This window comes from Spirosoma oryzicola (genome assembly GCF_021233055.1).
Classification (GTDB): domain Bacteria; phylum Bacteroidota; class Bacteroidia; order Cytophagales; family Spirosomataceae; genus Spirosoma; species Spirosoma oryzicola.
This window is the reverse complement of record NZ_CP089538.1, coordinates 4,132,745-4,159,090: the sequence shown is the minus strand read 5'-3', so window position 1 is coordinate 4,159,090 and position 26,346 is coordinate 4,132,745. Positions and strand designations below refer to the sequence as shown.

The 26,346-nt window shown below is 50.4% G+C and carries 22 protein-coding genes; 13 read left to right on the top strand and 9 right to left on the bottom strand.

Annotated elements, in window-relative coordinates; genetic code table 11:
• Positions 1–50: 50 nt before the first annotated feature.
• From LQ777_RS17575 to LQ777_RS17565, 3 genes are read right to left on the bottom strand one after another with little or no spacing between them, the layout of a single operon-like run.
• Entirely contained in the window at positions 51–890 is an 840-nt protein-coding gene (locus tag LQ777_RS17575) for a ThuA domain-containing protein (RefSeq protein WP_232559241.1), read from the bottom strand.
• Between the two features lie 3 nt (positions 891–893).
• A complete protein-coding gene (locus LQ777_RS17570) occupies positions 894–1,919 on the bottom strand; it encodes a sugar phosphate isomerase/epimerase family protein (RefSeq protein WP_232559240.1) in 1,026 nt (341 codons plus the stop codon).
• Between the two features lie 19 nt (positions 1,920–1,938).
• Positions 1,939–4,716 carry a PQQ-dependent sugar dehydrogenase gene (locus LQ777_RS17565; protein ID WP_232559239.1) on the bottom strand — a complete coding sequence of 926 codons (2,778 nt, stop codon included), beginning with the start codon at positions 4,714–4,716 and terminating at the stop codon, positions 1,939–1,941.
• 82 nt (positions 4,717–4,798) lie between these two features.
• Between LQ777_RS17565 and LQ777_RS17560 the strand changes: the two genes are divergently transcribed.
• Entirely contained in the window at positions 4,799–5,575 is a 777-nt protein-coding gene (locus tag LQ777_RS17560; protein ID WP_232559238.1) for an NrtR DNA-binding winged helix domain-containing protein, read from the top strand.
• A gap of 101 nt (positions 5,576–5,676) precedes the next feature.
• Positions 5,677–6,636, top strand: a complete 960-nt coding sequence (locus tag LQ777_RS17555) for an ABC transporter substrate-binding protein (protein WP_232559237.1) — start codon at positions 5,677–5,679, stop codon at positions 6,634–6,636.
• 25 nt (positions 6,637–6,661) lie between these two features.
• Here the strand turns inward: LQ777_RS17555 and moaA are convergent, their stop codons facing one another.
• On the bottom strand, positions 6,662–7,642 hold the full coding sequence (gene moaA / locus LQ777_RS17550; RefSeq protein WP_232562868.1) for a GTP 3',8-cyclase MoaA: 981 nt from the start codon (positions 7,640–7,642) through the stop codon (positions 6,662–6,664).
• Between the two features lie 246 nt (positions 7,643–7,888).
• Between moaA and LQ777_RS17545 the strand changes: the two genes are divergently transcribed.
• The 8 genes from LQ777_RS17545 to LQ777_RS17510 all read left to right on the top strand — a co-directional run bounded on the left by LQ777_RS17545 (position 7,889) and on the right by LQ777_RS17510 (position 19,907).
• Positions 7,889–8,428: a hypothetical protein gene (locus tag LQ777_RS17545; protein WP_232559236.1), complete on the top strand. Its 540-nt coding sequence runs from the start codon at positions 7,889–7,891 to the stop codon at positions 8,426–8,428.
• 282 nt (positions 8,429–8,710) lie between these two features.
• Positions 8,711–9,832, top strand: a complete 1,122-nt coding sequence (locus tag LQ777_RS17540) for a hypothetical protein (protein ID WP_232559235.1) — start codon at positions 8,711–8,713, stop codon at positions 9,830–9,832.
• Between the two features lie 210 nt (positions 9,833–10,042).
• Complete coding sequence (locus LQ777_RS17535; protein WP_232559234.1) at positions 10,043–12,271, top strand: TonB-dependent receptor family protein; 2,229 nt, start codon at positions 10,043–10,045, stop codon at positions 12,269–12,271.
• Between the two features lie 91 nt (positions 12,272–12,362).
• A complete protein-coding gene (locus LQ777_RS17530) occupies positions 12,363–13,259 on the top strand; it encodes a hypothetical protein (RefSeq protein ID WP_232559233.1) in 897 nt (298 codons plus the stop codon).
• 16 nt (positions 13,260–13,275) lie between these two features.
• Positions 13,276–14,823, top strand: coding sequence for a vanadium-dependent haloperoxidase (locus tag LQ777_RS17525; RefSeq protein ID WP_232559232.1), 1,548 nt, complete (start codon positions 13,276–13,278; stop codon positions 14,821–14,823).
• 187 nt (positions 14,824–15,010) lie between these two features.
• The gene (locus LQ777_RS17520) at positions 15,011–15,931 is read left to right on the top strand and encodes a hypothetical protein (protein ID WP_232559231.1); all 921 of its coding nucleotides are present in this window, start codon (positions 15,011–15,013) and stop codon (positions 15,929–15,931) included.
• Positions 15,932–15,985: 54 nt separating this feature from the next.
• Positions 15,986–17,470: a phosphatase PAP2 family protein gene (locus LQ777_RS17515; protein ID WP_232559230.1), complete on the top strand. Its 1,485-nt coding sequence runs from the start codon at positions 15,986–15,988 to the stop codon at positions 17,468–17,470.
• 382 nt (positions 17,471–17,852) lie between these two features.
• Complete coding sequence (locus LQ777_RS17510) at positions 17,853–19,907, top strand: alpha-1,4-glucan--maltose-1-phosphate maltosyltransferase (RefSeq protein WP_232562867.1); 2,055 nt, start codon at positions 17,853–17,855, stop codon at positions 19,905–19,907.
• A 64-nt stretch (positions 19,908–19,971) separates the two neighbouring features.
• Here LQ777_RS17510 and LQ777_RS17505 read toward each other — a convergent pair whose 3' ends face one another.
• Positions 19,972–21,033 (bottom strand): M28 family metallopeptidase, encoded by a 1,062-nt coding sequence (locus LQ777_RS17505; RefSeq protein ID WP_232559229.1) that lies wholly within the window; start codon positions 21,031–21,033, stop codon positions 19,972–19,974.
• Between the two features lie 116 nt (positions 21,034–21,149).
• Entirely contained in the window at positions 21,150–22,385 is a 1,236-nt protein-coding gene (locus LQ777_RS17500) for a M16 family metallopeptidase (RefSeq protein ID WP_232559228.1), read from the bottom strand.
• A gap of 30 nt (positions 22,386–22,415) precedes the next feature.
• On the opposite strand from LQ777_RS17500, the gene LQ777_RS17495 reads away from it, so the two are divergent.
• Positions 22,416–23,423, top strand: coding sequence for a glycosyltransferase family 9 protein (locus LQ777_RS17495; RefSeq protein WP_232559227.1), 1,008 nt, complete (start codon positions 22,416–22,418; stop codon positions 23,421–23,423).
• Positions 23,424–23,500: 77 nt separating this feature from the next.
• On the opposite strand, the gene LQ777_RS17490 is transcribed toward LQ777_RS17495, so the two are convergent.
• Positions 23,501–23,743, bottom strand: coding sequence for a hypothetical protein (locus LQ777_RS17490; RefSeq protein WP_232559226.1), 243 nt, complete (start codon positions 23,741–23,743; stop codon positions 23,501–23,503).
• Positions 23,744–24,246: 503 nt separating this feature from the next.
• Between LQ777_RS17490 and LQ777_RS17485 the strand changes: the two genes are divergently transcribed.
• Both LQ777_RS17485 and LQ777_RS17480 read left to right on the top strand, forming a co-directional pair.
• Positions 24,247–24,495, top strand: a complete 249-nt coding sequence (locus LQ777_RS17485; protein WP_232559225.1) for a hypothetical protein — start codon at positions 24,247–24,249, stop codon at positions 24,493–24,495.
• Positions 24,496–24,669: 174 nt separating this feature from the next.
• Positions 24,670–24,912, top strand: a complete 243-nt coding sequence (locus LQ777_RS17480; RefSeq protein ID WP_232559224.1) for a hypothetical protein — start codon at positions 24,670–24,672, stop codon at positions 24,910–24,912.
• Between the two features lie 22 nt (positions 24,913–24,934).
• Here LQ777_RS17480 and LQ777_RS17475 read toward each other — a convergent pair whose 3' ends face one another.
• Together LQ777_RS17475 and LQ777_RS17470 are read right to left on the bottom strand one after the other, a co-directional pair.
• On the bottom strand, positions 24,935–25,207 hold the full coding sequence (locus LQ777_RS17475) for a hypothetical protein (RefSeq protein ID WP_232559223.1): 273 nt from the start codon (positions 25,205–25,207) through the stop codon (positions 24,935–24,937).
• Positions 25,208–25,549: 342 nt separating this feature from the next.
• Entirely contained in the window at positions 25,550–25,792 is a 243-nt protein-coding gene (locus LQ777_RS17470) for a type B 50S ribosomal protein L31 (RefSeq protein ID WP_232559222.1), read from the bottom strand.
• Between the last annotated feature and the right edge of the window lie 554 nt (positions 25,793–26,346).

Here is a 26,346-nt window from a genome sequence, read left to right as displayed (position 1 = left end):
GAGCCGCTTTTTCTGTTTTCTACTGACCTAAGCGAAGTGGTTGCCAAGCGCTACTCAAACCGTCCGGCCCAGTCGATTCCCGCTACAATATGAGGCATTGCGTTTGGATCGGTAAATGTTTCATTTGTGTGCCCCATGCCGGTGTAAAAAACGCGGCCTTTGCGAACAGTATTTGTCCACGAAATCGGATGATCTCCGCCCATCGCTTTGGGTAAGGTGGCTTTGTACGACGCTTCGTTGAGAGTCAACAACACCTGAATGCTGTCTTTACCCCGTACGCTTTGTTTAAAGTTGTACCATTCATCGACCTTTCGCCATTTGGCAGGCAGATGCTTCGTCGTTGGATGCGTACGCGTGTCCGTAATGATCTCGGCTTCGGGCGTGTGTTCGGGAAAAAGCGGATGATCGCGGAAGTGCGTACCCAGCAAATGATCGTACCAGTCCCAGCTGTATTCCGTATCCGAGGCCGCGTGAATACCCATGTAACCGCCACCATTTTCGACAAATCGTTCGAAGGCTTTTTCCTGATCTGCGGTCAGAATATCGCCGGTTGTTGACAGAAACACAACGACCTTAAAGCGACGTAGGTAATCATCGTTAAAGAACGCACCGTTCTCGGTCGTACGAACATCCCAGCCTCTTTCCTTCCCGGCCTTTTGCAGCGCATCAATACCGGGTTCAATTGACTCATGCCGGAAACCGTTCGTCTTTGAGAAGATCAAAACGCCTTTCTCGCCAACCTGACCCGGATCTGCCGGACGAACGGTGTCAAAGACCGGTTCTTGTCCGGGAAGTTGTCTGGTTACGTACATGCCGAACAGGACGGCGCCACCCACCAGTAGCGCTAGGAACAGAACTAGACCCAGTACGATTTTTAGGGGTTTGCGCATGGCTTAGGCCAGTTCAGTTCGTACTCGTTCGAGCAGACTTTTCGTGGCTTTGATGCCGTCGGCGGTAGATAGATAACCACCCGTCGGATTGTACATGCTCATGATGCCACCTTCGTACTCAACGCCCACATAACCGCTGAAACCTGCATCCTTGATGATCTGGAACATCCGCCGGAAATCGGTCTCGGTCTCGTTGCCCTTGGCGTCGAACTTATGCGTTTTGGCACTGATTCCTTTGGCGTAAGGCATCATTTTTTTGACCCCTTCGTACCGATCATATTCTTTGATGCATTTGGTGCCCATGACCCCCTTTATATCGTTGGTTTCCGGCTTGCTGCGCTGCATACAGAAGTTGCCGAAATCGGGGAGGAGACCCGCGTTGGGCATGTTGACCTGCTTCAGGATACCCACCAACCAGTCGATATTGGTCGAATTACCAAAGTGATTTTCGACAATTACGTTGATGTTCGATTTGGCAGCGTATTCCAGCAGTTTATGGTAGCCATCGGCAGCGGCTTTGGCCGCTTCGTCAGCGGGATCATCGGGCGTTCCCGATAACGCTTTTGACGAATCGCCCAGGTTGACCCGAATAGCACTACATCCCAGAAATTTGGCGGCTTCGACCCAGGGACGATGCGCTTCAACGGCTTGCTGGCGTTTCGTCGCATCCAGATCGGCAATGTTAGCGCCATCAACCATGATGAGGTTGTTTTTCATGCCCAGGTCGTCGCAGCGCTGCTTAAGCTCTTTCAAATAAGCCTGATCGGTATGTTTGTCGTTGAAAAACATGGAAACATACTCCAGTACGTTGATACCGAAATCGTTTTTGGCACGCGCCGGAAAATCCATGTTGGTCATTTTGCCGGAGAACAGATCGCCCGCGAACGAAAACTCAGCGAGTGAGATGTCGAAATTGAATTTTTTAGCGGGCATATGGGCAAAGGATTGGGTTGGCAAAATGGACGATAGGCCGATTCCGGCGGCTGTCAGGCCAAGTTGGTTAAGGAATTCACGACGAGATTGGCTCATGGTTCAGCAGAAAAAGGGATTAGTTGGAAAATTGAACGGTAGCGGGGACGAAGAGCGGAGCTTTACCCGCTTTCTCGTTTTTAAAGACAAAATATAAATCGTGCGTACCCATAGTAGGCGTAACGCTTACCTTCGCCATGCTTGGCTTAAACATCTCGGCGGGGTCTTTGCTTTCGCTGGGCAAAATGTCTTCAGTCTGACCCAGTAGTTTGCCGGTTGGCGAATCGATCCGCACTTCAATGCGACCGCCCACGGCGCTCAACTGCGCTTTGGGAACAGCTACCGCAAATTCCATTGCCTTGATTCCCGTCAGATCGAGCTGATTGAATTGAACGTACGTATCCGCCCCCATGACGATCACTAGCGGGTACGGTTGTGTACCCATTTTGAAGAGGTTTATCCCTTTCGACTGGCGGTCGCTTGATCCCATCGCCATCACCGGATTGCGCAGAATAAGCGTTTGTTCGGCGGTCTGCGCGGGCAAATTGTTCGCGCCTTTGTCTTTGTAAGATGCCTGAAACACCAGATTCCCTTTTTCGTTCTGAGCCGGTGTGTACGTTCCTTTGGCAGGCAACAGGGGGTTAGCAACTTTCTGATCCGACAGCGTAAGAATGTATCTGACAATCTCGCCCGCGTCAGCTTGATTCAACTGAGGGTGAGCCGTCATAATGGCGTCGCCCCACACGCCACCACCGCCTTTGATGATCTTGTTCGACAGGCTGGCTACGGCATTTGCGTCGCCTTTGTAGCGTTTCGCAACGTCGATAAACGAGGGACCGACCGATTTTTTATCCGTAAAATGACAGGCTTTACAATCGCTTTTGTCCATAAGCGTTTTGCCAGTACCCAGATAAGCCGCTTCCGAAAACTTATGCCCTTCGCTGCTACCTGTTTCCTTCGCATTTGCTTCGTTTATGTAGTTCGCCCGCACTAAAACCTGTTTCGCTGGAATGCGACCACTCGCCAGACTTCCGTCTTCCTTGTCGGTTACGCTTACCTGATACGCAATCGGCTGACCGGGAAAATAAAAGCTTTTGTTTCCATTCGTGATGTCCAGCGTCACCTGGGGTGGCTGGTTTCCCGCTGTAATGTCTACCTCGCGGGTACTGGCGAGTCCGTGGGCGTCGGTTACGGTCAGAATAGCTTTGTATTGACCGGGTTTCTGAAACGTGAAGGTTGGATTCGGCTCGGTCAAAACCGTTGGCTGTCCGCCCGTCCGGCTTACAATTTTCCATTGGTAGGTTAACGCATCGCCGTCGAAATCGGTAGTACCTGCCGATGATAGATTTACTTTCAGGGGTACCGCACCCGCTTTCTGACTGGCCGCTAGCTGTACGTTGGGTTTACGGTTGCCTCCGTTAAATTCAATGCGTACCAACCGCGAGTCATCATTTTTGAGGAACCAGCCCGTACCATATTCGAGTACGTACAGATCACCATTTGGCCCAAACGCCATGTCAATCGGGTGGCTCAACGGCATATTAGGCAGGAACCGCTCCATCTTGGTCATGTCGCCCTTGCCATCGAAGCTGACCGCCAGAATCATATCGCGCATCCATTCGTACAGAAAGAGTTTTCCGTTGTAGTACTCTGGAAAAGGACGCTTAGCGCCTTTGAAATCGTCTTTGTAGTAAGCAGGACCAGCCATCGCGCTGCGGCCACCACTGCCCATGAGCGGAAACTTCTTGCTTTCAGCCGCTGGGTACGAAATCAAAGCGGGCTGAGCGGGCGGGAGATCGCGAAGACCGGTACTGTTCGGCGAATCGTTGAACGGGTGTGCCGGATCGAATTTAGCGCCTGATTTGTTGGTCACAAAATCGAGGTCGTTGTAGGCTTTGTTGTCGCCCACAAAATAAGGCCAGCCAAAATTACCGGGCTTTTTTGCCTGATTGTACTCATCTTCAGCGGTCGGGCCAACACCAACGGAATCGGTTCCTGCGTCGGGACCAACGTCTCCCCAGTATACGTAGTTTGTTCGTTTATCGACCGAAATGCGGTACGGATTGCGATGACCCATCGTGTAAATCTCAGGCCGTGTTTTGGGCGTTCCTTTTGCGAACAGGTTGCCTTCCGGAATCGTGTATGTTCCGTCCGCTTCGGGGTGAATACGAAGAATTTTTCCCCGCAGATCGTTGGTGTTAGCCGACGATTTCTGAGCATCCCACGGACTGCGGTCGGGCCGCTCATCGATGGGCGCGTAGAGCGTCGCGCGGGGGCTGGTGTTATCACCGGTCGATAGGTACAGGTTGCCGTCGCGGTCCCAGTCGATTGAGCCGCCGGTATGACAGCATTGCTCGCGTTGCACCGGAACTTCCAGCAACACCTTTTTTGACGAAAGAACCAACTCATCGCCCTGTAATTCGTAGCGGGTCAGAATATTCTTGGGCTCGTCGCCAGCGGGTGAGTAGTAGAGGTATACCCAGTGGTTTTTAGTAAAATCAGGGTCGATGTTAACACCGAGCAGACCATCTTCCGCTTCGGTTTCGTGGCCTTCTTTGTCTTTGTATTTGGTGCTAACCGGAATGGTAGCGATCGTTTTGAGTTGCTTGGTCGCCGGCGAATAAAGTCTGACCTCGCCATGCCGTTCGATAAACAATACACGTTCATCGGGTAGAACGGCCATTTCGAGCGGCTCATTAAGCTTTTCGGCCAAGACTACTTTTGTGAAGCGGTTCTCATCGGGTAAATCGCCGGGATCGACGAAGGGCCTGACCGAGTAAGCCCACAGACCGATAGCGCCTACACACAAGGTAGCCAGGGTCCGGAAAGGTTGTAGCGTAAAAGAATGTTGTTTCATTAACAATGCGTATTTTCAACACAATAATAGCTTTATTTGCCATTGTGTATGAAAAACACACTATAAATATTTTAAAATTTACATGGCCGAGTACAAAAACCAGTTTCAGCAGCTTATTTTAGATCTAAAGACTAATTACATTCCCTCTGTCTCAATCGACTTCGTCATTTTCGGCTTTCACGACGGACAGTTAAAAGTGCTGTTGTTACGCTGGAAAGGAACGGACGAGTGGAGCTTACCGGGTGGACGGATTCGTCACGAAGAAGATCTTCAGGCTGCGGCTTATCGAAGCCTAAACGAGCGGACTGGCTTAAGCGAAATTTTCCTTCAGCAATTTCATACATTCGGTGATGTGGTACGTTACATCAATTTTAGCCAGCAGGAGACATTAGCCAAGTTAGGTTTGCCCGAAGATCTGGCTAGTGAAGTGATGGGTCGTGATGTGTCGGTCGGTTATTACGCGCTGGTCGAATTCGCGAATGTGATTCCAACCCCCGATTTCTTCACGGAAGAATGTCGCTGGTGGGACATTGACCAGATTCCGCCCTTGCTTTTCGACCACAACAGCATGGTTGCATTAGCCTTGAAGACGTTACGCCGGCAACTCAGTTACCAGCCCATTGGCTATAAGTTGCTGCCCGATAAATTTACCATGCCCGACCTACAGCAACTCTACGAAACGATTCTTGGGCAGTCGCTGGATCGCCGGAACTTTCAGAAACGTATGCTGGGGTACGGCATTTTGGAGCGGCTGGAAGAACGTAAGACGGGGGGCGCTCATAAAGCACCGTATTTATACCGGTTCGATAAGGAAAAATACCAGCAGGCATTGGCTGATGAAACCCTTTTTGTCGGCTAAGCGTTTTTCGGCAGCACGTATACTAGACACGTTTTGCGTGCGTTTGCAAAAAACCTTCCTACTTTTGGATGGTTAAACAAGCCGTAATAGTACGGACTACCATGACTACAAAAATTCGTGTAGCGCTCGACCGGACGCCAAACACTAACCACACCGGATTTTACGTCGCTCTGGCAAAAGGATCTTATCAGGAGGCCGGTCTTGATGTTGAATTTATTTCTCCCGATCAGGATGACTACCAGATGATGCCCGCCCGGCGCTTAGCGCAGGGTAAGTGTGAACTGGCCATTACGCCTTCCGAAAGTGTGATCAGCTACCAAACCAACGGTACTGATCTGGTGGCTGTCGCTACCGTGCTCGCCCGCGACATAAGCGCTATTGTAACGCTTGGTGAAAGCGGTATTGATCGACCGCAGAAACTAGATGGTAAAGTCTACGCGTCGTATGGCGCCCGCTACGAAGAGGATATTATTCGACAGCTTATCCAGAACGACGAAGGACGCGGTCAGGTCCTCTCGCACAAACTAGGGTGGTCGGAAATCTGGAAATCTTTGTTAACCAGAGAGGTCGATGCTGCCTGGTTCTGGCTGACCTGGGAGGGCGTTCGGGCCGATATTGATGGGGTCGAGTTGAATCAATTTCTATTCGACGATTACGCGATTCCCTACGGATACAATCCCTTACTAACCGCACAGCGAAGCTGGGTTGAACAGAATCCGGAGGCATTACGGCAATTTCTGGAAGCAACGGCTGCCGGGTTTCGGTATGCAGCTAAGAATTCCGATGAAGCTGCTCGTATCTTAAGAAAAACAGTAAAGCATCCGGCATTGGCCGACCGGAATTTTGTAGACCAGAGCCAGCAAATGGTTTCCTGCTATTACCTGGATGGTGAAGGCAACTGGGGCTTTATGCACCGAAGCGTCTGGACATCGTTCGTTAACTGGATGATTCGCAACCGGATGCTGACAGATCGTGACGGTGAACTCATTCAGCAACTCGACATCGACCGTCTCTTCACGAACGAATTTCTGGAGAATACGCCCGTCCCGATTCGGTTGTAAGCCGAGACTTTCGTGCTATAAGAAATTAACCACCAATTGTCGACATCGACTCCGTAACAACATCCCGGCCCTGTTCGGCTTCAAAGCCGTTGGCCGGGCGGTGAGCAAAGGCTTTCAGGAAAGCTGTAATCAATTCGTCGTCGGATGCGCCCGCCCGGATCAGCGCGCGGATGTCAAGTACACCGTTGTCATAAAGGCAGGTCTTAAGGGTTCCCTGCGCCGTCAGACGAATCCGATTGCAGGTACCGCAGAACGTGCGACTGAAAGCGGCAATCACACCAATTGTTCCCTGATGACCTGGAATCTGGTAGTTGGCCGACGTAGAAAACGGCGGGTCGGTCAGCTTTTGCAGGGTCGGGTACTGGGCTCTTATCTCTTCGATGATGCGTCGGTGAGTCCAGTGCAATACGGGGTAATGACTACCTTCCCCGTTGAACGGCATTTCTTCAATAAACCGGACATCGACGGGTAATAGGCGGGTCATCTCCGTAAGTGGAATCAAGTCCTGCGTATTTTGTCCGTCCATCACAACCGCGTTGATTTTCGTCTGAATACCCGCTTCCAGCAGAGCATCGAGGGTTTTCAGAACGGCGGGTAATTCGTCGCGTCGGGTGATTTTATGAAATCGTTCCCGATCAAGTGTGTCCAGACTCAGGTTGACCGCCCGAACGCCGAGTGCCGCCAGATCAGCAACGTGAGGTGCCGTCAAAACACCGTTGGTTGTTAGTGAAATATCCTTGAGCCCATCAACTTCGGCCAGCCGATGCAGGAAGTCCATTAGTCCCGTTCGGACAAACGGCTCTCCACCCGTTATTCGTACTTTCGACACCTCAAGCCGAGCTAGTACACGCACAACTCGCTCCATTTCTTCGTATGAAAGCAGCTGGTGCTTGGGCAGGTACTTGATCCCTTCTTCGGGCATGCAGTAAAAGCACCGCAAATTGCAACGGTCGGTTACGGCTAGCCGAAGGTAAGAGATAGGGCGATTGTGATTGTCGTAGATCATGAGCGTATTGACCCAACACGAAAATACGGATTTTGATTGCACGGAAGCGTATATATAGCTTCTGCACCAGTAAAAGTTATTTTGTGCAGTAAGTCGCTCCCCTGATTAGACGATGGGTAACACCATTTACTAAATGGACTTCGTATACGGGTAACTAAAATAGTAAGTAAAAATACGTTGGCAGGCGGAACATATTTGTTATTTAAAATTTAGTATTATTTTTGAGATAAATTTACTTTCTAGCAGGTGAAGAAAGTCGTCTCAATCGGTCTCTTCGTTTTACTACTGTACCACACACTGGCTTATGTGCTTGTGTGCATCGGTACGTGGTGGCAGGCTGAGCACGACTTATCCGAACGACTACTGGTTTATCGATCGGTTGATAGTATCGTTGAATTCCAGATTCCGCTCAAAGACAAACCCGACGAAAGCACGCTGGCGAATACCACATCGGATGGATTTACGTACCGGGGGCATTATTATAGTGTGGTGAGTCTGGAAATCCGGGGCGACACCCTGCACATTGCTGGTCTGGAAGCGGAAGGGCGCTCCTTCTGGCAAAGCGACTTGCTTTCGTTTCTGAACGACCATATTTCGGGTACGACAGATTCTAATCATAAAGCTAATCAGCTGCTCAAATTCTTGTTGAAAGAATACTCGCCCAATCCGCGAGCCATTTTTAGTTTCCTTTCTCCTATATGGCGCGAGGCTGTTCGCATTCCCGACACATTATTTGTGTTTGCGGCTCGTGCGCTGCCCGTTCACTCACCCCCGCCAGAAATCTAGGTTCCTGAATGATTTTACAGTGTGTTTTCAGTACATTCTACTGATCCGTTGGCTATGCCTACATCTGTGGCATCTGAACAGCGGTCGTAGGTTCTGCCCGTCGGTTTGTTGGCCTCTAAATCGCTGGTACGAATCCTCGCACACTGTAATCTATCCATTTTTGTCATTGCTGGTAATGCCTTGTGTCACAGGTGTACGCGCTTTTGTGCGTCCAGTTGATGCATTGCTTGTCGGCAATTGTCAATCAACTTATTCACACAGGATCAACCTAGATCTTTCTCAATGAAAACGATTTCTACTATCGTTCTAGCGGTAGCCTATACACTATTTTCGACTGAATCCAGCCGGGCGCAGGGTTGCGTCGCCGTGCGGCATATGAGTTGCGCGGCTCCGGCAGGAATGAACTCAGCCGACTTTTTCAAACAACGTAATGGACACTGGCAAGTATCAGCCGGTTACCGTTTCTTCCGCTCGTACAAACACTTCGTCGGTGATGTCGAGCAGAAACATCGTGTCGAGCAAGGGACACAGGTAATCAACGTGTCGCATGCCCTTGACCTGGGCATAACGTATCTGGTCAACCATCGGCTGTCCTTTTCGGCGAATCTGCCGATTCAGTACAACGATCGTTCGTCGCTTTATGAACATTATGGGAACGCAGTAGCCCAGAATCCTGAGCAAAAGCGGTTTCATACGGGTTCCCAGGGGATCGGCGACCTGCGGATTTCCGGAAGCTACTGGGTGATTAATCCGGCCAAGTTACCCAAAGCGAATCTTGCTGTGGGCCTTGGCATTAAGCTGCCAACGGGAAATTATCAGGCGACCGATGATTTTCACAAGCTGACGAAAGAAGGCACCGACTACACCATCAATAAACCAGTTGACCAATCGATTCAGCTTGGCGATGGGGGAGTTGGAGCGAGTGTTGAGCTTCAGGGGTATGCGCAGCTAACAAAAACGCTGACCGCTTACGCAAACGGTTTTTACCTGTTTAACCCGCGCGAAACCAATGGCGTTATCCGTAGTCCCGAAGTAACACCCGTTGATCCGGTGGTTGGAACATTCTCGGTGGCCGACCAGTTTGCCGCTCGTCTTGGCTTGAGTCAATCGCTGGGTTTTGTTCCCGGATTGTCCGTCATGCTGGGCGGTCGGGTAGAAGGCGTTCCGGCAATGGACGCCATCGGTGGAAGTTCTGGTTTCCGGCGGCCCGGTTATATCGTTTCCGTTGAGCCAGGACTGGCTTATATGCGTCACAAAACATCGGTAGCGGCTACAGTGCCTATCGCTATTTACCGGAACCGGATCAAGAGTTATGCTGATCGGTTAGATCCACTGGGACAGAAGCACGGCGATGCCGCCTTCGCTGATTACCTGGTATCGATCAACGTATCACGTTGGTTTTAAGTACAATATACAAGAGTTTACTTTTTCTATTCACGCTGTTCGGGAGGACGAAGATCGGACACCGCTGTGTTCGATCTTCCACTCTTACATCCATGATTGCTTTATTGAGCGACATGACGTGACTTCATCTTTGGCATCCTTTGGCATATTGCCCCGTAGGATCTCAGTGATCGGATGATTGAATAGCTTCTTTTAACAGTACAGCCTAAAATGAAGAAATCACAAATAAGAATTGATTACGCATTGATAATAGCGATGGTCGCTCTGGCAGGGCAGCTATACGCGCAGAAAATGACTAACAAAGGGGAAGCTGGCAACAAGCCCGTTTCTGATTCGTTGCCCACCCGTACCCTGAGTCAGGTGACGGTTAAGGGAGTAAAGCCAGTTGTCGTAGAATCACTGCCCGAAGTCTACGGCACGTATCTGATGGGTGGTAAGCGGAGCGAAGTGATCAAGCTGGCTGATGTGGACGCAAACGTAGCTGAGAAGACGCCCCGGCAGGTATTTGCCCGGATTCCGGGTGTGTTTGTGTACGATATGGATGGAACAGGAAATCAAATCAATATAGCGACTCGTGGACTGGACCCACACCGTTCCTGGGAGAATAACATTCGGCAGAATGGAGTAATCACCAATTCGGATATGTACGGTTACCCAGCCAGTCATTACTCCGCCCCGATGGAAAGCATCGAACGGGTTGAATTCGTGCGTGGAACCGCTTCGCTACAGTACGGAGCCCAATTTGGAGGGATGCTAAACTACGTAACCAAACGAGCCGATAGTACACGGCGTTTTGGTTTTGAAACGGTTAACTCTGTTGGGTCGTATGGCTTGTTGAGCACGTATAACGCCATCGGTGGTCGGGTCGGGAAATGGACTTACTACGCGTACTACTACCGTCGTCATTCGGATGGATACCGGCAAAATAGCCGGTCGGATGCCGAAGCGCAATTAGGGCGGTTGCATTACCAGGCTAATGAGCGGTTGGGAATAACGGCGGAGGTGGGACGCTCTACCTACACCTACCAGATTCCGGGGCCGCTAACCGATGCCATGTTTGCGCAGGACCCGCGCCAGTCGACCCGAAGCCGGAATTATTTTAACCCGGATATTTACGTACCGTCGATCAAAGTAGACTGGCAGCTATCGGATCGGACCCGGTTGCTCTGGACGACTTCGGCGGTGCTGGGCGCTCGTAACAGCGTACAACTGGATGCATTTGCGACCGTACCCGACACCATTAACCGCGCTACGGGACAATACAGAGCCCGTCAGGTTGATATCGACAATTTTCACAGCTACACAACCGAAGTACGCCTGATGCATCAGTACCAACTTGGTAACGTCAATGCAACCGCGGCTGCGGGCGTTCAGCTGATTAGCACGGATTTACATCGACGTCAGCAGGGCGCAGGAACGACAGCCAGTGATTTCGATTTGACGCTGACCAGTCCGTTTCGTCGTGACCTGCATTTCCGGACCAAAAACCTGGCGGCATTTGCCGAAAGCCAGTTTCACCTGACGAATCGGTTAACGGTTTCACCGGGTATTCGGATCGAAAACGGCCAGACCGAAATGCGCGGTACGATTACGTACTACCAGCCCGAAAATCTGCCGACCGACATCAGCCACAAATTTGCTTTGTTGGGCGTCAACGCTCAGTACCGTATCAACGATGCCGTGAAAGTGTACGGTGGCTGGGCGCAGGCTTACCGTCCTGTTATCTTCAAAGACATTATTCCTACATCGGTTTACGAACGGATTGACAAGAATCTGAAAGACGCGTATGGCTACAATGCGGAAGTCGGTATCGAAGGCCGTTGGCAAGGGTTACACCTGAATCTGACGGTTTTTGATCTGTTGTACCGCAACCGTCTAGGAACGCTGTTGCTGACCAACACGGACGGTACGAACTATATTTTCCGTACAAACATTGGTGACAGCCGCAGCACAGGTGTCGAAGCGCTTATCGAAGCCCAGCTGCTCCGCACGGAGAAGATACTGATCAGTGGTTTCACGTCAACGGCTTATAACAACGCCCGCTATCTGAACGGTCAGGTGTCGGCGGGTACAGAGAACCGGACGGTTAAAGGGAATCAGGTAGAGTCGGCACCGCGTTGGACCAGCCGCAATGGCGTCACAGCGCGTTACGGTTCCGCCAGTCTAACCCTGCAATACAGTTACGTGAGTGAAACGTTCTCCGACGCGCTGAATACGCCAACCGCATCAGCGAACGGAGCTGTTGGACCCGTGCCCTCGTATGCGCTGGTCGATTTGAACGGCACCTGGCGCATCGGTCGTCAACTCACCCTGCGTGGCAGTGTTAACAACCTCTTAAACAAGCAATACTTTACCAAACGTCCTACATTTTACCCTGGACCGGGCGTATGGCCTTCCGACGGTCGGAGTGCGGTGTTGACGGTTGGCCTTACCATCTAATGTTTTAAAACCAGCTGTTCAGGATCTTATTCCAACGTATCCACCGACCAAATCGATGAGTCCTGAACAGCTCCTTTGTTAACCGATGACTATGAAAAAGAATCTACAGTACCTGGCGCTGGCATTGCTGCTCATGCCTTTCGCCGTTCGGGCGCAGATGCCACACGACGCTATCTACATGGGGAAGAACTCGGTTTGTGTGGCTGCCATGTACGGACATAGCTCCTGGAATAACTACTGGGAGAATACACTCAAACGCGAAAACTTCAATATTGGCACCCATACAACCCAAAGTGCCATGATCATGCCCGCTATCGGAATTAGCAAGCGGGTAAATGTGATTTTGAGCTTACCCTACGTCTGGACGAGCGCCAGCGCGGGTAATCTGATGGGGCAGCGGGGTATTCAGGATATATCGGCCTGGTTAAAAGTAAAAGCGTTTGTTGCCGGTGGGTTTTCGCTGCATGGTATTGTCGGCGCATCCGTTCCACTGGGTGGCTATGTTCCTGATTTCATGCCCATGTCGATTGGGTTGCAATGCCGTACCGCTACCGCGCGCTTACTAGCCAACTACAAACACCCATCGACGGGCCTGTATCTGACGGCGCACGGCAGCTACGGATGGCGGAGTAACATTAAGCTCGACCGCGATTCCTACCTCGCCGACGAACGTCTTTACAACACCAATCAGGTGAAAATGCCTAACGTTTACGATGCAGCGGTTCGCCTGGGTGTCCTGCGGAAAGGGTGGCAAACCGAAGTATGGGCGGAGCGTACCGCCTGCCTGAGTGGCGACAACATTCGTCGGAACGATATGCCTTTCCCAACAAACAACATGCAGGCTACATCGGTGGGCTGGTACGGTAAGTTTCAACCCCGGAATGTTGGGGTTAACGCCCGGGTCGGTTACGTCGTCGATGGACTGAACGTAGGACAGAGCACCAGCTATACCGTTGGGCTACTGTATCAAATCAATTTTAGGAAATAATTCAGCCGTACAAACCATGAAAAAGTTAAGTCAATTTTTACTAATTACGAGTGTTGCCGCTGGTTTGTCGACAGCATTTTTGTCGTGCGACAAAGGCATCGATGAGCCACAGGTTCAGGCTTACACACCCGCTAATCTTGACGAAAAAGCAAGTAACTGGAAAACATACGTACTGGCATCACCCGCTGATATAGTTGTGGACGCACCCAAAGCGGTGGGGTCTACTGAATATCAGGCTGAACTGGCCAGTTTAAAACAAAAAACGACCAACCTGACAGCCAGCCAGCAGGATGCCGTAACCTACTGGGGAGCCGGTGCCGTGTATCGCTGGAACGAAATCGGGCGTGAATTGTGCGCTCGTTACAATATTCCACCTGCTTCGACAGCCGATGGAAAATACCCCGTACCGGACGCGGCCAACCCGCTGGCGGACCCAAGGTTTCCGTTTGCGAATCCACCGTATTCGGCTCGTGCTCTGGCTTATTTGAGCGTAGCGCAGTACGACGCCCTGGTATCGACCTGGTATTACAAATACAAGTACAACCGGATTTCGCCCGATAAAGCGGATGCTTCCATCAAACCGTTGCTGGCTACGTCGGCTCTCCCATCGTACCCATCCGAAGATGCGGTTGTGGCTACGGCTTCGGTGGTTATTCTGAAAGCTATGTTTCCCGGCGAAGTAGCCTATCTGGATGCTAAACTGGCCGAGCATCGCAACAGCCGTCTGTGGGCGGGTGTGAACGTCGAGAGTGATCTGACCGCCGGTGAGGCACTCGGTACGGCTGTAGCGGCAAAAATAATGGGTCGGGCCAAAGCCGATGGGATGAGCACGTCGAACAACCAGACCGTGACGGCGGGGATGATTCAGGCGGCCAAAGAGCGTGGACTCAAAGATGTCTGGGTAAGTCAGGAGAGTCCGGCGCGTCCACCGATGTTGCCCAATTACGGCTCGGTTCAGACCTGGAATTTTGACAAGAAAACCTTGGTCAGCATGCGCCCACCCGCACCACCGGAGCTGAACAGTGCCGAATACAACACTGATTTTTCGGAGTTGAGTAAGATCAACAAAAGCCAAACCCGCGAACAGGCTCGTGTTGCGAACTTCTGGTCTGATGGTCCGGGCAGTTACACCCCTCCCGGTCACTGGCACCGTACGGCGGCCAACGCAGGCCATGATGCAAAATACAGCGAAGTCCGCATGGCGCGTATGCTGGCGTTGCTGGGTACGACCGAAATGGACGCTGCCATCGGTTGCTGGGAAGCAAAGTACTACTACTATTATCCTCGTCCGCAACAATTCGGTATGAAAACATCGGTCGGGCTGCCCAACTTTCCTTCGTACCCATCCGGTCACTCGACCTTCTCGGGCGCAGCCGCTACGGTGTTAGCCTATATTTTTCCTGATAAGGCCGATGAATTTAAGGCACAGGCCAACGAGGCATCTTTGTCGCGGATATATGGCTTGATTCACTATCGGTTCGATTCCGAAAAAGGGGTAGACCACGGCAATGCGATTGGCGCTTATGCCATCGCTCGTGGCAAAGCTGACGGATCAGGATTGTAAGAGTTTAAAGAGTTTATCATAGGTTAATCGTAGTTCCCGGTTGCGTTGCGGCCGGGAACTATTGTTTTAGGCCGTACACGACTTGTCTATTCCTGGCGTTACTAACGAAGACCGCAGACACAGAATCACCAACTTTAATGGGAAGGATGCTAGCGAACGGCTACCTTTACCCGCCTAAAGCAGAACTATGCGATTTTTACCAGTCCCTGTTATTGCGCTTGTCTGGCTGTGTTTTGCCCGGCCAACCCACGCTCAAGGCTTGATCGACGGCTTTATGCGGGGAGACCGAAAAGCAAACCTAGCCCTGACCTATTCGCAGGAAACGTACGATTCTTATTACATCAACAAAACCGAAACGCGGGACCCAAATTTGGGAACAGTGACGACGCAGGCGCTGAACGTGTACGGTAGTTTCGGGTTGGGCTACGATCTTGATCTGATCGTGTCGGCCCCTTACATTCGGTCGGAGTCCAGCGCGGGGTATCGACAAAAGCAGGAAGGGTTTCAGGATGTGTCGGCTGCGTTGCGGTGGGAAGCCTACGATTACAAAATCGGTAAGGCGCGGCTTTCCTGGCTGTTTGCTCTGGGGTATTCGATGCCGTTGCAGAACTACGTCAACGACGATCTGATTGCGATTGGTCGAGGTTCTCGAAATCTCGACGGACGTACCATGCTTCATTTGAAAGCGGGTACCTTTTTCCTGACTGGGCAGTACGGTTATATTCGCCGGGGGCAGGTCACGCTTGATCGGGTTGTGAATTATTACGAACCCGGACAGGTCAATCCCAACACCAGTGCCAAGATCAACGTACCCGACGTGACGGAGCTTATTGTCAGAACCGGCATTGTAACCAAACCGCTCTACATCGACGTGTGGTATCAGCAGCAGACACCGTACAAAAAGTACATCGAAGGAACGAATATCGCGCCCGGTATTCCGTTTCCGTCAAATGCGGTCGGCTTTAGCCGTGTAGGCGCTACGGTCTACCTGAAGCTGGTAGGACAACTTGGTCTGACGGCTGGCTACGGAGCAACCATTGATGGACGTAATATTGGTAAGTCGAGCCGCGTTACCGGAGGCTTGGTCATTGGACGGATTGCCCGGTAATTACTATCTATGAACGCAACGGTTCACCGCTTTTGCGTTCGAATCTTTTCGAGAATGAATAAGTCTTTGTCCATAATGTTTCTGAGTGCGGTCCTTGTGTGGGTATCGGGTTGTAAAGAACCGATAATTGACGAGGGCATTTTGCCGTTCAGTGAACCCGCTACCGTAGATGCCGACGGTGGTAACTGGCGTACGATTGTCCTGCCATCAGCGGCTGCTATCAATGTTCCGCAACCGGATGCCGTTACATCCGATGCGTATAAAAGTGAATTTGCCCAGGTTAGGAACGGTGTGGCCAGACTGGAGCCAGAGAAAATCACGGCCATCAATTACTGGGCTGTTGGGGGTGTCAAGCGCTGGAATCAGATTGCGCGGCTGCTGGTGGCTAAGTACAGTGTAGAGTCAGGTAATCCGCAGGAGGCAACGAATTCGCCTGTTAGCGCGCCATTTGCCGCCCGACTTTATGCCGCCCTCAGCGTAGCACAGTACGATGCGATGGTTGTCGCCTGGCGGGCTAAGTACCAGTATAACCGGCCATCGCTGCTGGATCAGGGGGTAACCACGCGCTTGCCCATCGCCAACGTTCCTTCGTACCCCTCGGAAGATGCTGCCATCGCCGAAGTGTCCTGCCAGATGCTGGCCTATTTCTTTCCGAACGAAACCGCCTGGCTTAAAACAAAAGCTACCGAACACAAACAAAGCCGAATTTGGAACGGAGCCAACGTACCGAGCGACATAAAAGGAGGGGAGGATCTGGGAGCCGCCGTAACCGCAAAAGTAATTGATCGGGTCAAAAATGATCGGTTCAGCGTCGCCAACGACCCGAACAACACGTGGACGAATGTACTGGCGAAAGCGCCTTATGACGTAAAATGGAGCAGCCTGTTTATTCCTGCCCGGACTCCGGTAGCCCCGCTGGCCGGAAACGTAAAAACCTGGCTTGACTCAACGGCTGTTAGAAAGAGTCTTACATCTGTACCGCCAGCTACCACGTCAGCCACATTTCAGAATGATTTAAACGAAGTGCGTACAATTGCCAGCGTGCGCACCCGCGAACAGTCGCGTATTGCGGGAAAATGGGACGACGGTGTTGGGACGTACACCATTCCCGGCCATTGGAACCTGATCGCCGAAGAATACATCCAGCAGTACCGGCAGAACGAACTGCGGGCCGCCCGAACTTACGCGCTGGTGAACCGCGCTTTGCAGGATGGCGGTACGGCTTGCTGGGCAGCCAAGTATACTTACTTTGTACCGCGTCCTTCGCAGATCGACCCGACGATCAGAACCGCAACGATCATTCCCAACACGCCCGCTTACCCGTCTGAACAGGCCACGTTCGCATCCGCTGCTACAGCCGTTCTGCTTTATCTGTTTCCCGACGAAGCGACTGAACTGAACGCCCAGGTTACCGAAGCGACGCAGGCAGAGCTGTATAGCGGTACTGCGTATCGGTTCGCCAACGAAGAAGGATCTAGACTCGGTACGGCTGTTGGTAAACTTGCGGTCGAGTCGGCAAAAGGCGATGGCGCGAAGTAAAACAGCGCTAGGGCAGCAATCCGCCTACCCGGTTCCTCATTGAAAACCTGATGAGCCTGGTAGACGTACTGCTAAGCAGGTAATAAATCGAAGACTCTGAGCGCCTTTTTAGTGGAGAACGGGCTCTATTCCGCTCATAAGCGGGATTCTATCTTACGCATAGATCGTTTGCTGTAGTTCTATCGACGCGTAGTTTTACGAACATGATGTTTCGGTATAAGAAGCAATAGACGACGAATGCACGTTTTTTTGCAACATTCTTTACCGTTCGGGATTATTTCATAGAGGAGGTATTAACCTAGATAGACTACGAATGGAATCATCCAAAAAAAGCGCGAAAGTTTCTTCTTCACGTACGGCCAGTGCAATCGTCGCTGTGCCAATGCCAGCAGCAACCGAATCCACTTCTTTATCGGCCGCAGATTCGTTTCGTTCCGGTCAGTCGCGAGTGGTCATTGAGCATGTGTCCCCCGAAATTGACGGTGGGCGTTTTCCCATAAAAGCAGTACCGGGCGATGTAATTGCCGTCGAAGCCGACATTTTTGCGGACGGACACGATTATCTAACGGCCAAGTTGCTTTATAAGCACGCGACCGATGCCGATTGGACTGAAACCGCGATGACTTTGCTTGTCAATGACCGCTGGGGCGCGTCATTCGTCGTGGAAAAGCAAGGACGCTATGCATATACCATTGAAGGGTGGGTCGATCACCCGGCCTCGTGGCAGCACGAAATTCACTTGAAAGTAGCCGATGGTCAGCGGATTACCAGTGAGCTATTGGCGGGCGCACAGTATCTGGATGGAATGATTCAGCGAGCGGGTGGCAAACTGCCGGGCAAAGAAAAAAAGAAAACATCGGTCTCGACCGTCGAGGAGTCAGCCGATGTTAAGTCTCTCCGCGATATGGCCGCTTTGTTTCGCGACGAAAATCGCTACGACGAAGCTGTTTCCGTTGCTGAAAGCGATCAGTTCACGTTCTTCGCGAATCGCTACCCCGAACGTCAGCATCCTACGCGCTACAGTCATGAACTCGGAATCGAAGTGGACCGGGCAAGGGCCGGATTCAGCACTTGGTATTGTTTGTTTCCGCGCTCGGCATCGCAGGCAGAAGGACCCGGTGGCGAGCCTGTCCATGGGACATTCCGGGATGTGGAAGCGTTGTTGCCCCGCATTTCACAGATGGGTTTTGATGTGTTGTATCTGCCGCCCATTCACCCGATTGGGATGGCTCACCGGAAAGGGAAAAACAACTCGGTTATTTGTCAGCCGGGCGAACCGGGTGTTCCGTATGGGATTGGTTCGTCTGAGGGTGGACACGACGCGATCCACCCTGATCTAGGTACTGTTGATGAGTTTAAGCACCTCATTGCTATTTCGGCCAACTACGGGATGGAGGTCGCTATGGACCTTGCCATTCAGTGTTCACCCGATCACCCTTGGGCCAAAGAACATCCAGAGTGGTTCAAAAAACGTCCCGACGGTACGATCCAGTACGCCGAAAACCCACCCAAAAAATACCAGGATATTTATCCGGTTTACTTCGAAACCGAAGATTGGCAAAACCTGTGGAATGAGCTAAAGCGCGTTCTGTTGGTATGGGCTTCGTGGGGGGTGCGCATCGTGCGGGTCGATAATCCACATACCAAACCATTTAGTTTCTGGGAGTGGGTTATCGCGGAGGTGAAGCGCGAGTTTCCGGACATGATCTTTCTTTCGGAAGCGTTCACAAAACCGAAAGTGATGCAGGAGTTAGCCAAACGGGGGTTTGCGCATTCGTACACCTACTACACCTGGCGCAACACAAAAGCGGAGTTGCAGGAGTACCTGACCGAGTTGACGCAGAGCGAAATGAAGCATTATTTTCGCCCCAACTTCTGGCCGACGACGCACGATATCAACCCGTATAGTCTGCAATCAGGCCATGAGCCGCAATTCCTGATTCGCTATTTTATGGCGGCAACGCTATCCAGTAATTATGGCATCTATGGTCCATCTTTCGAACTGATGGAACACGTGCCGTTCCCAAATAAGGAAGAGTACCTGAATTCCGAGAAGTACGAAATTCGGCGGTGGGACTGGAACAAAACAAACAAGCTTACGTACCTGATCACGCTTGTCAACCGGATTCGCCATGAGAACACAGCGTTGCAAAAAACAAACAACCTGACGTTCTGCAACGCGAGTGACGATGCTATTATGGCGTATCTGAAAACGTCGGGTGATAACCGACTGCTGATCGTTGTCAATACCGATGCCTACAACCGGCGGGCCGCTACCATCCAAGTACCCATCTGGCAACTGGGTATTGCACCCGATCAGGAATACACGGTACACGACCTGCTAACGCAGGCCTATTACACCTGGCGTGGCGAATGGAACTACGTTGAGCTGGACCCCTACGCGCTGCCAATGCACCTGTTCAGAATCGAGCTGTAAGGTATGTGGTGTCGGCGGGGCCGCCCGTGCGGTCTGAGAACCCGACACCACATATCCACACCGTTTATTGAGGTGGGTTGGCTAATAGCCAGGCTGTCTGAAAGACCAACGTAGCCCGTTTTTGCAAGACACCGTAATTTATCTTGTCCGCTGTATCCCAGGGGCGGTGGTAATCGGGGTGTTCACCGTCCGAAAAGAACATCACGGGTATACCGAACCGGGCAAAGTTGTAGTGGTCAGATCGGTAGAAATATTGATTTGGATCATTCTCGCTATCGTGTGCATAATCCAGGTCAATGGCGACGGATTGTTTGTTGGCCGCATCGGCGGTTTTACGCAGCATGTCGTCGTTTTTTCCCGCGATCAAATAGCAATAGTTATGATTTTTCCGGTGTTTGAAGTCCGTTCGTCCTACCATGTCTATATTCAGATCAGCAATAAATTGCTGTAAGGGAATAGGGCTATTGTTGACAAAGTGTTTCGACCCAAGCAATCCTTGTTCTTCGCCCGAAAAGAGCACAAACAGTAAGCTCCGGCGGCTTCGAATACCCTTTTGCGCTAAGCTGTCGAATAAAGAAGCGATACTCAACAGGGCCGCTGTGCCCGAGGCATTATCATCGGCCCCGTGGTAAATCTCGTCCCCATTCTGACCCAGATGATCGTAGTGGGCAGACAGCACCAGTATCTCTTTTTTCAAATCAGTACCGATAAGAAGACCAGCTACGTTGTGTCCCATAATGACTTGACTGCTATCGTCGGTGGTCAACGGAGGAGAAATCAACTCGTACTGTTCGTATGAACTGGCGGCAAGCCCTGATCGGGCACCGAATGGCTTGATACGGCTCCGTGAATAGAAAAACGGTTGGCGTAAAGAACCTCTAAGCGAATCGAGGCTAAACACGGCGGACAAATGGCTTTGGCGAAAGGAGCGGACACAATACAGAGACGCTTCCTGTTGCCCCTTTGTACCCGTTTGACGACCTTCGAAACGCTTATCGGCTAGGGCATAAACATGGTTTTTGAGTAACGAATCCGACACCACAAGCCGGGAAAGAGCCGGTTGCGCGTGAGTTTGACGAGTAATCAGTATCAAAAAAAGTAAGAAACGTAAAGCAATTCCAGGCATAAACGGGGAGGAATAGGGCCATGTGGTGTGAAAACAGTATCAATACCCGTAAACATACAAAGGAGTCGGCTTCTGAAAACCGACTCCCCCAAAACATGCGTTGTGTTGTAAGTAACTTATTTCTCCGGTACGAACGTCAATGAACTGAACTGGCTTTCTTCGAAAACTTCCTGGGCCAGCGTTTGCAGTTCATCCGCCGTAACAGCTTTGATGTCATTGAAGATGTCGTTCAGCGCTTCTACCCGGTCGATGTCGAGCAGGCTCTTGGCCATCATCAGCATAAAGCTATTGTTGCTTTCTTCGGCCATCGCCAACTGTCCAATGAGCTGCTCCTTGGTCTGGTGAAGCTGCAAGGTAGTAAGCGGTTCTTCACGAAGACGTTTCAGCTCTTTGTTGATCAAGCTATGCGCCCGGTCTACTTTCTTCGGGTCGGTGCCAAAATAAATACCCAGAAAACCTGTGTCGAGATAAGGCGTGTAGCTGGCGTCGATGGAATAAACCAAGCCGTATTTCTCACGTAAGTTGAGGTTAAGTCGAGAATTCATACCCGGTCCGCCCAGCAGGTTGACAAGCATGAAAAACGGTAGTCGGCGCGGATCGGTCAAGCCATAGGCGGGCCGGCCAAGCGCGCACTGAGCCTGTGTGATGGGACGCTCTACCCGCGTATGCCGGGGAATATAATCCGTGGGCGTCTTACGCTGACGGGACGAATGCTGCGTCGGTACATCGCGAAGGTATTTTTCGGCTATTTTAATAACTTGCTTGAACGGCAGGTTGCTCACTGAAGCAAATACAATCCGGCTCGTATCATAGTTTTCTGCGATGAACCGTTGCAGGTCTTCGCGCCGGAATGAACTAACCGTTTCATTGGTACCAAGAATATTGCCCCCTAACGCATGATTTGGAAACACCAGCTCATCGAAATCGTCCTGAATCGCATCTTCCGGCGAGTCGTAATACATGGCCATTTCTTCCAGAACAACACCCCGTTCGCGCTCGATCTGTTTTTCGGGGAAGATCGAGTGAAACGTAATGTCGGCCAGCAGTTCGGCTGCCTTCTCGAAGTGAACACCCAGCACCGACGCGTGAAAACAAACTTTTTCTTTCGTTGTATACGCGTTTAATTCACCACCAACCGTTTCTAGTCGTGTGATAATGTGGTACGATTTTCGTTTCTCTGTACCTTTGAAGGCCATATGTTCCCAGAAATGGGCTAATCCCTGCTGGTGGGGTTGTTCATCGCGGCTTCCGATATCGAGCATGATCCCGCAGTGAGCGATCTGGGTATGCGGAATCTGTTTATGAGCAATTCGGATGCCATTGGGCAGGGTATATACTTCGTAATCTTCCATTCTTAAGCAATTGACGCTGTAAGCGCGCTAATGATAACCGTAACCAATTCGCCCCGGTTCCTGATCTGTCAAACTGCCTTCATTGGCGATGTGATTTTGGCTACGGCTCTGTTGGAACAGCTTCGTCTGGCCCGGCCCGATGCCGTACTGGACGTACTGGTTCGCAAAGGTAACGAGAGTCTGCTGGCAAATCATCCGTTTATTAATGAGGTATTGATCTGGGAAAAAAAAGACGGTAAATATCGCAGCCTCTGGCGATTACTTGGCCTTATCCGCTCCCGCAACTATGACGTTATGCTAAACCTTCAGCGGTTTGGTACAACGGGGTTGCTGACGGCTTTGTCGAAAGCAGGGATAACGATTGGCTTTGCGAATAATCCCTTTTCTCGGTTCTTTACGTACCGTATCGAGCACCACATCGAACCCGGTGTACACGAGGTCCAGCGAAACGCCCAGTTTCTAAAACCGCTTCGGTTGCAGGCTCCTGTTGCGCAGCCTAAGCTGTATCCGTCTGGCGCTGATTACGAAACCGTCCGCCCTTACCAGACTCGTCCCTACATCTGCATGGCACCAACATCGGTGTGGTTTACCAAGCAGTATCCCGCCGAGCGTTGGGTTGAGCTAATCCAGAAACTACCTTCCGACTCGACGATTTATTTACTGGGTGCACCCACCGACGCGCCGGTCTGCGATACCATCCTTGCGCAAGTCGGTCGACCAGCGGGAGCAGTCATTAATCTGGCTGGTAAACTAAGCTTGTTGCAGTCTGCCGCTTTGCAGCAAGGGGCCAGAATGAATTACGTGAACGATTCCGCCCCGATGCACCTGTGTTCAGCGATGAACGCGCCCACTACGGCCATCTTCTGTTCGACAGTGCCGGAATTTGGTTTTGGACCACTAGCGGATCAGTCAAGAGTGGTACAGACGCGCGAAGAACTGGAGTGTAAACCCTGCACCTTGCACGGTAAATCGGCGTGCCCGCTGGGTCATTACGCCTGTGCCTGGGGAATCTCCGTGGATGAACTGGCAACGTTTTAAACGGGATGCTGAATCTACTGCGATCCAGACCGTTGACGGATAGCACAAATGTGGCTGCAAAGTAGACGACTCATAATTTAACCTGCTGTGAACGATACAGTATCTTTTGGGAGTGGGTATAATTTATTTTCGTATTCATACAGCAGGTTAGCGATCTTATCCATTTGAATTGTTTGTTCGTGAGTCAGCTCGGTAGCGGGAATAGCGAGCAGGTCGGACAAGGCATTCCACAATTCCAGATAAATTTCTCTTTCACGTCGCTTGTGATCTTGTACCGTCCGCTGACGCAGGGTATAGGATACGGTGGTATTGGTGTCCATAACTGCATAGGATTAGAAGATGGTACTTGTGTGAAGCAGCGGCTTTACTCGTTGTATATTAACGTAGTAACGCTACAGCTTGGATTTAGTTAGTTACTATTTGTGCAAAATGCATCACTGGCGGAGTAGGCGTTACTAATTCGATTTTTAACTACATGCCGGATAATTCTGCTTTTGTTAGTAGAGAGCATCGTACTACCTTCCCCAGCTTAGTGACGAGTTGCCGTTTCACAAATCGTCTCTGTCGCAAGAAATTTAGGCTTATTTGGCAGTTACAGCTAATAACTTACCCGGAATTGTCGTTGGAGTGGTAATACCGAAAAGGGGGCCTTACTGTTGTTGGTATGGAATTTTGGGAGGATAGAGCCGGGTTTTGAAGAGTTGGTAAGATGCGGTTACCATTCGGTTCAGTTCTCCAGCCGTTAACTCATATTTTATGGGCTACGATTGTTTTATTCTTTATTTTTGGGCCGCAATTTTAAATCCTGTTAGTCAAACAGATCATGAGTGTTGTTCTTAAACCAACCGTCAGTAATATAATTAATCTTTGGTTTAGCGAAGATACGCCGATTCGGCAATACAAAATTAAACTGAATCCTGCCATGTGGGGTGCCTGCCAGCACATACAGCAGGATTTCTGTCCACCGTCTAAAACACAACAAATTGAGAAGTACCGGAAATCGGACAAGGTTGCTTTCGCCAAAGCCGTACAGCAACAGTTAGGCTGCGTCATAGAGCCCAGCGACAACTAGTTTAGCAAGATAAGTCATCGTACAAAAGCCAGATCTTAGGATCTGGCTTTTGTTGTTTGTTGCGTTATTAATTCTAATTTTGTTACCTTTATAAAAAAATGTTAACAATTTGTAGTTCAAAGTAAAACTATAGGCAAGCTTCATTCGTATATATAGGTAGACTAACCGAAACCTATGCAATACATATCCGTATTTACACTATTTGCTTTCCCGGTAGCAAAAGGGTTTCCGTCGCTACAGCAAGCAACTGATTATTTAAGTAAAGCTGACAACGATCAGGACATAGCTCCGCTTGGCATTTATGATGCCGTCATGGGCGTCGTTATTCCGTACAAAGGCGAAGAGTATTCGCTACTAAATATGGAGGAAAGGATGATTGCTCGTCTGGCCAAGAAACATCTTGAGCGCGTAGCCTGAACATAGCGAAACAATCGTTCGCTTATCGGTTCGAATCAATGGAGCCACTGATAATCAAATCAGGATTTTGCCGCTCGTACTCTTGGATATAGGAAAAACTTATATCGGTTAATTCGTAGTAGTCCTGCTCTTCGTTGGCCTGCTGGCTGGTTCTCAATAGGTCATGGTTAACCAACTCTTCGAGGAGATAAAAGATGAGTTTCGGGTCGAAGTTAGTTTGTTCTGCAAGCTGGTGTAAGGTCACCCCGTGGCGGGTAGCCATCAGAAGGGTATAGTGGCCAAACGTGAGTGTCATAGCAGAGGGCAGGCATAGCCTGATTAATGATTGAGCAAGAAGAGGTATAGAATAGATCCATAGATTAACTTGACAAATTACAGGCCAAAGTGTGACTGGTTACACGAAAATTTACGGTTAAATACTATTATTTGAGAAGTTTTATAAGAATAGCTGTCATTGATAACCGACTATCGTAAACATAAATGACGCTCTGTTGGCAATCGATCAAATAAGGTTTCTGCTCCTGATTGGTACGCTTATACATCCAGCTAAACCGACTGTAAAAAGAAAAACCTGCCCGGTCTAGACCAAGCAGGTTTTTTTGATGGTATACTAAAAAGAGTTGAGCTCTTCTTAGGCTTATTTTGTGCCGTAACGCTTGCGGAACTTGTCCACACGGCCCGCCGTATCCAGCAACACGTTTTTACCGGTGTAGAATGGGTGCGACTGCGAGCTAACTTCGATCTTAACGAGCGGGTAGGTTTGGCCTTCAAACTCGATCGTGTCTTTTGTTTGAACCGTCGAACGCGTCAGGAACTTGTAATCGCTCGACAGGTCGTGGAATACCACTGCGCGGTAGTCCGGGTGAATGCCCTTTTTCATAATCTAATCTCAGTTTCTTGTCATCTTCTCGGTTTCCGACCGAAAAGGAACGCAAAGGTACGTGGTTTTGTGCGGATTGACAAGCAGTTTCTAGGGTTCTTTGCGTAGATGATTATCAAGCGAATACTCATGTCCGTTTGCTAACATTGGACGGCGAATTAGGTGTTACTACTAGCTATTTTCTATATCTTTAGAAGCCTCAGTACGGCATGAGTGCCCTCCGTCAAACCTGCTTGTGCACCGTAACCAGTCAGTAAAATCAATTTTTATTTTTCTTAGCATAGCTCTCCACTTGGGTATTTGATAAGTCGCTAAGGATTACGGCTTAACAATTTCTTAACCTTCCGGCAGAGTTGAACGTTTTAACGAATTGCAAGAACACCCGAACCTTCGGGGTTGCTTTTCCGTCTATTTCAATAGAACTTTAAAATTCGATTTTAGTCTGGCAGCGGCTAACTAGGCCAACTTTGTTTCTTTAGTTACTTACACATGACTGCCAACTGAAATGATGCGAGCAAGCCTGTCGGCGTTTCTCCTGGAAACTTCAATTTCTT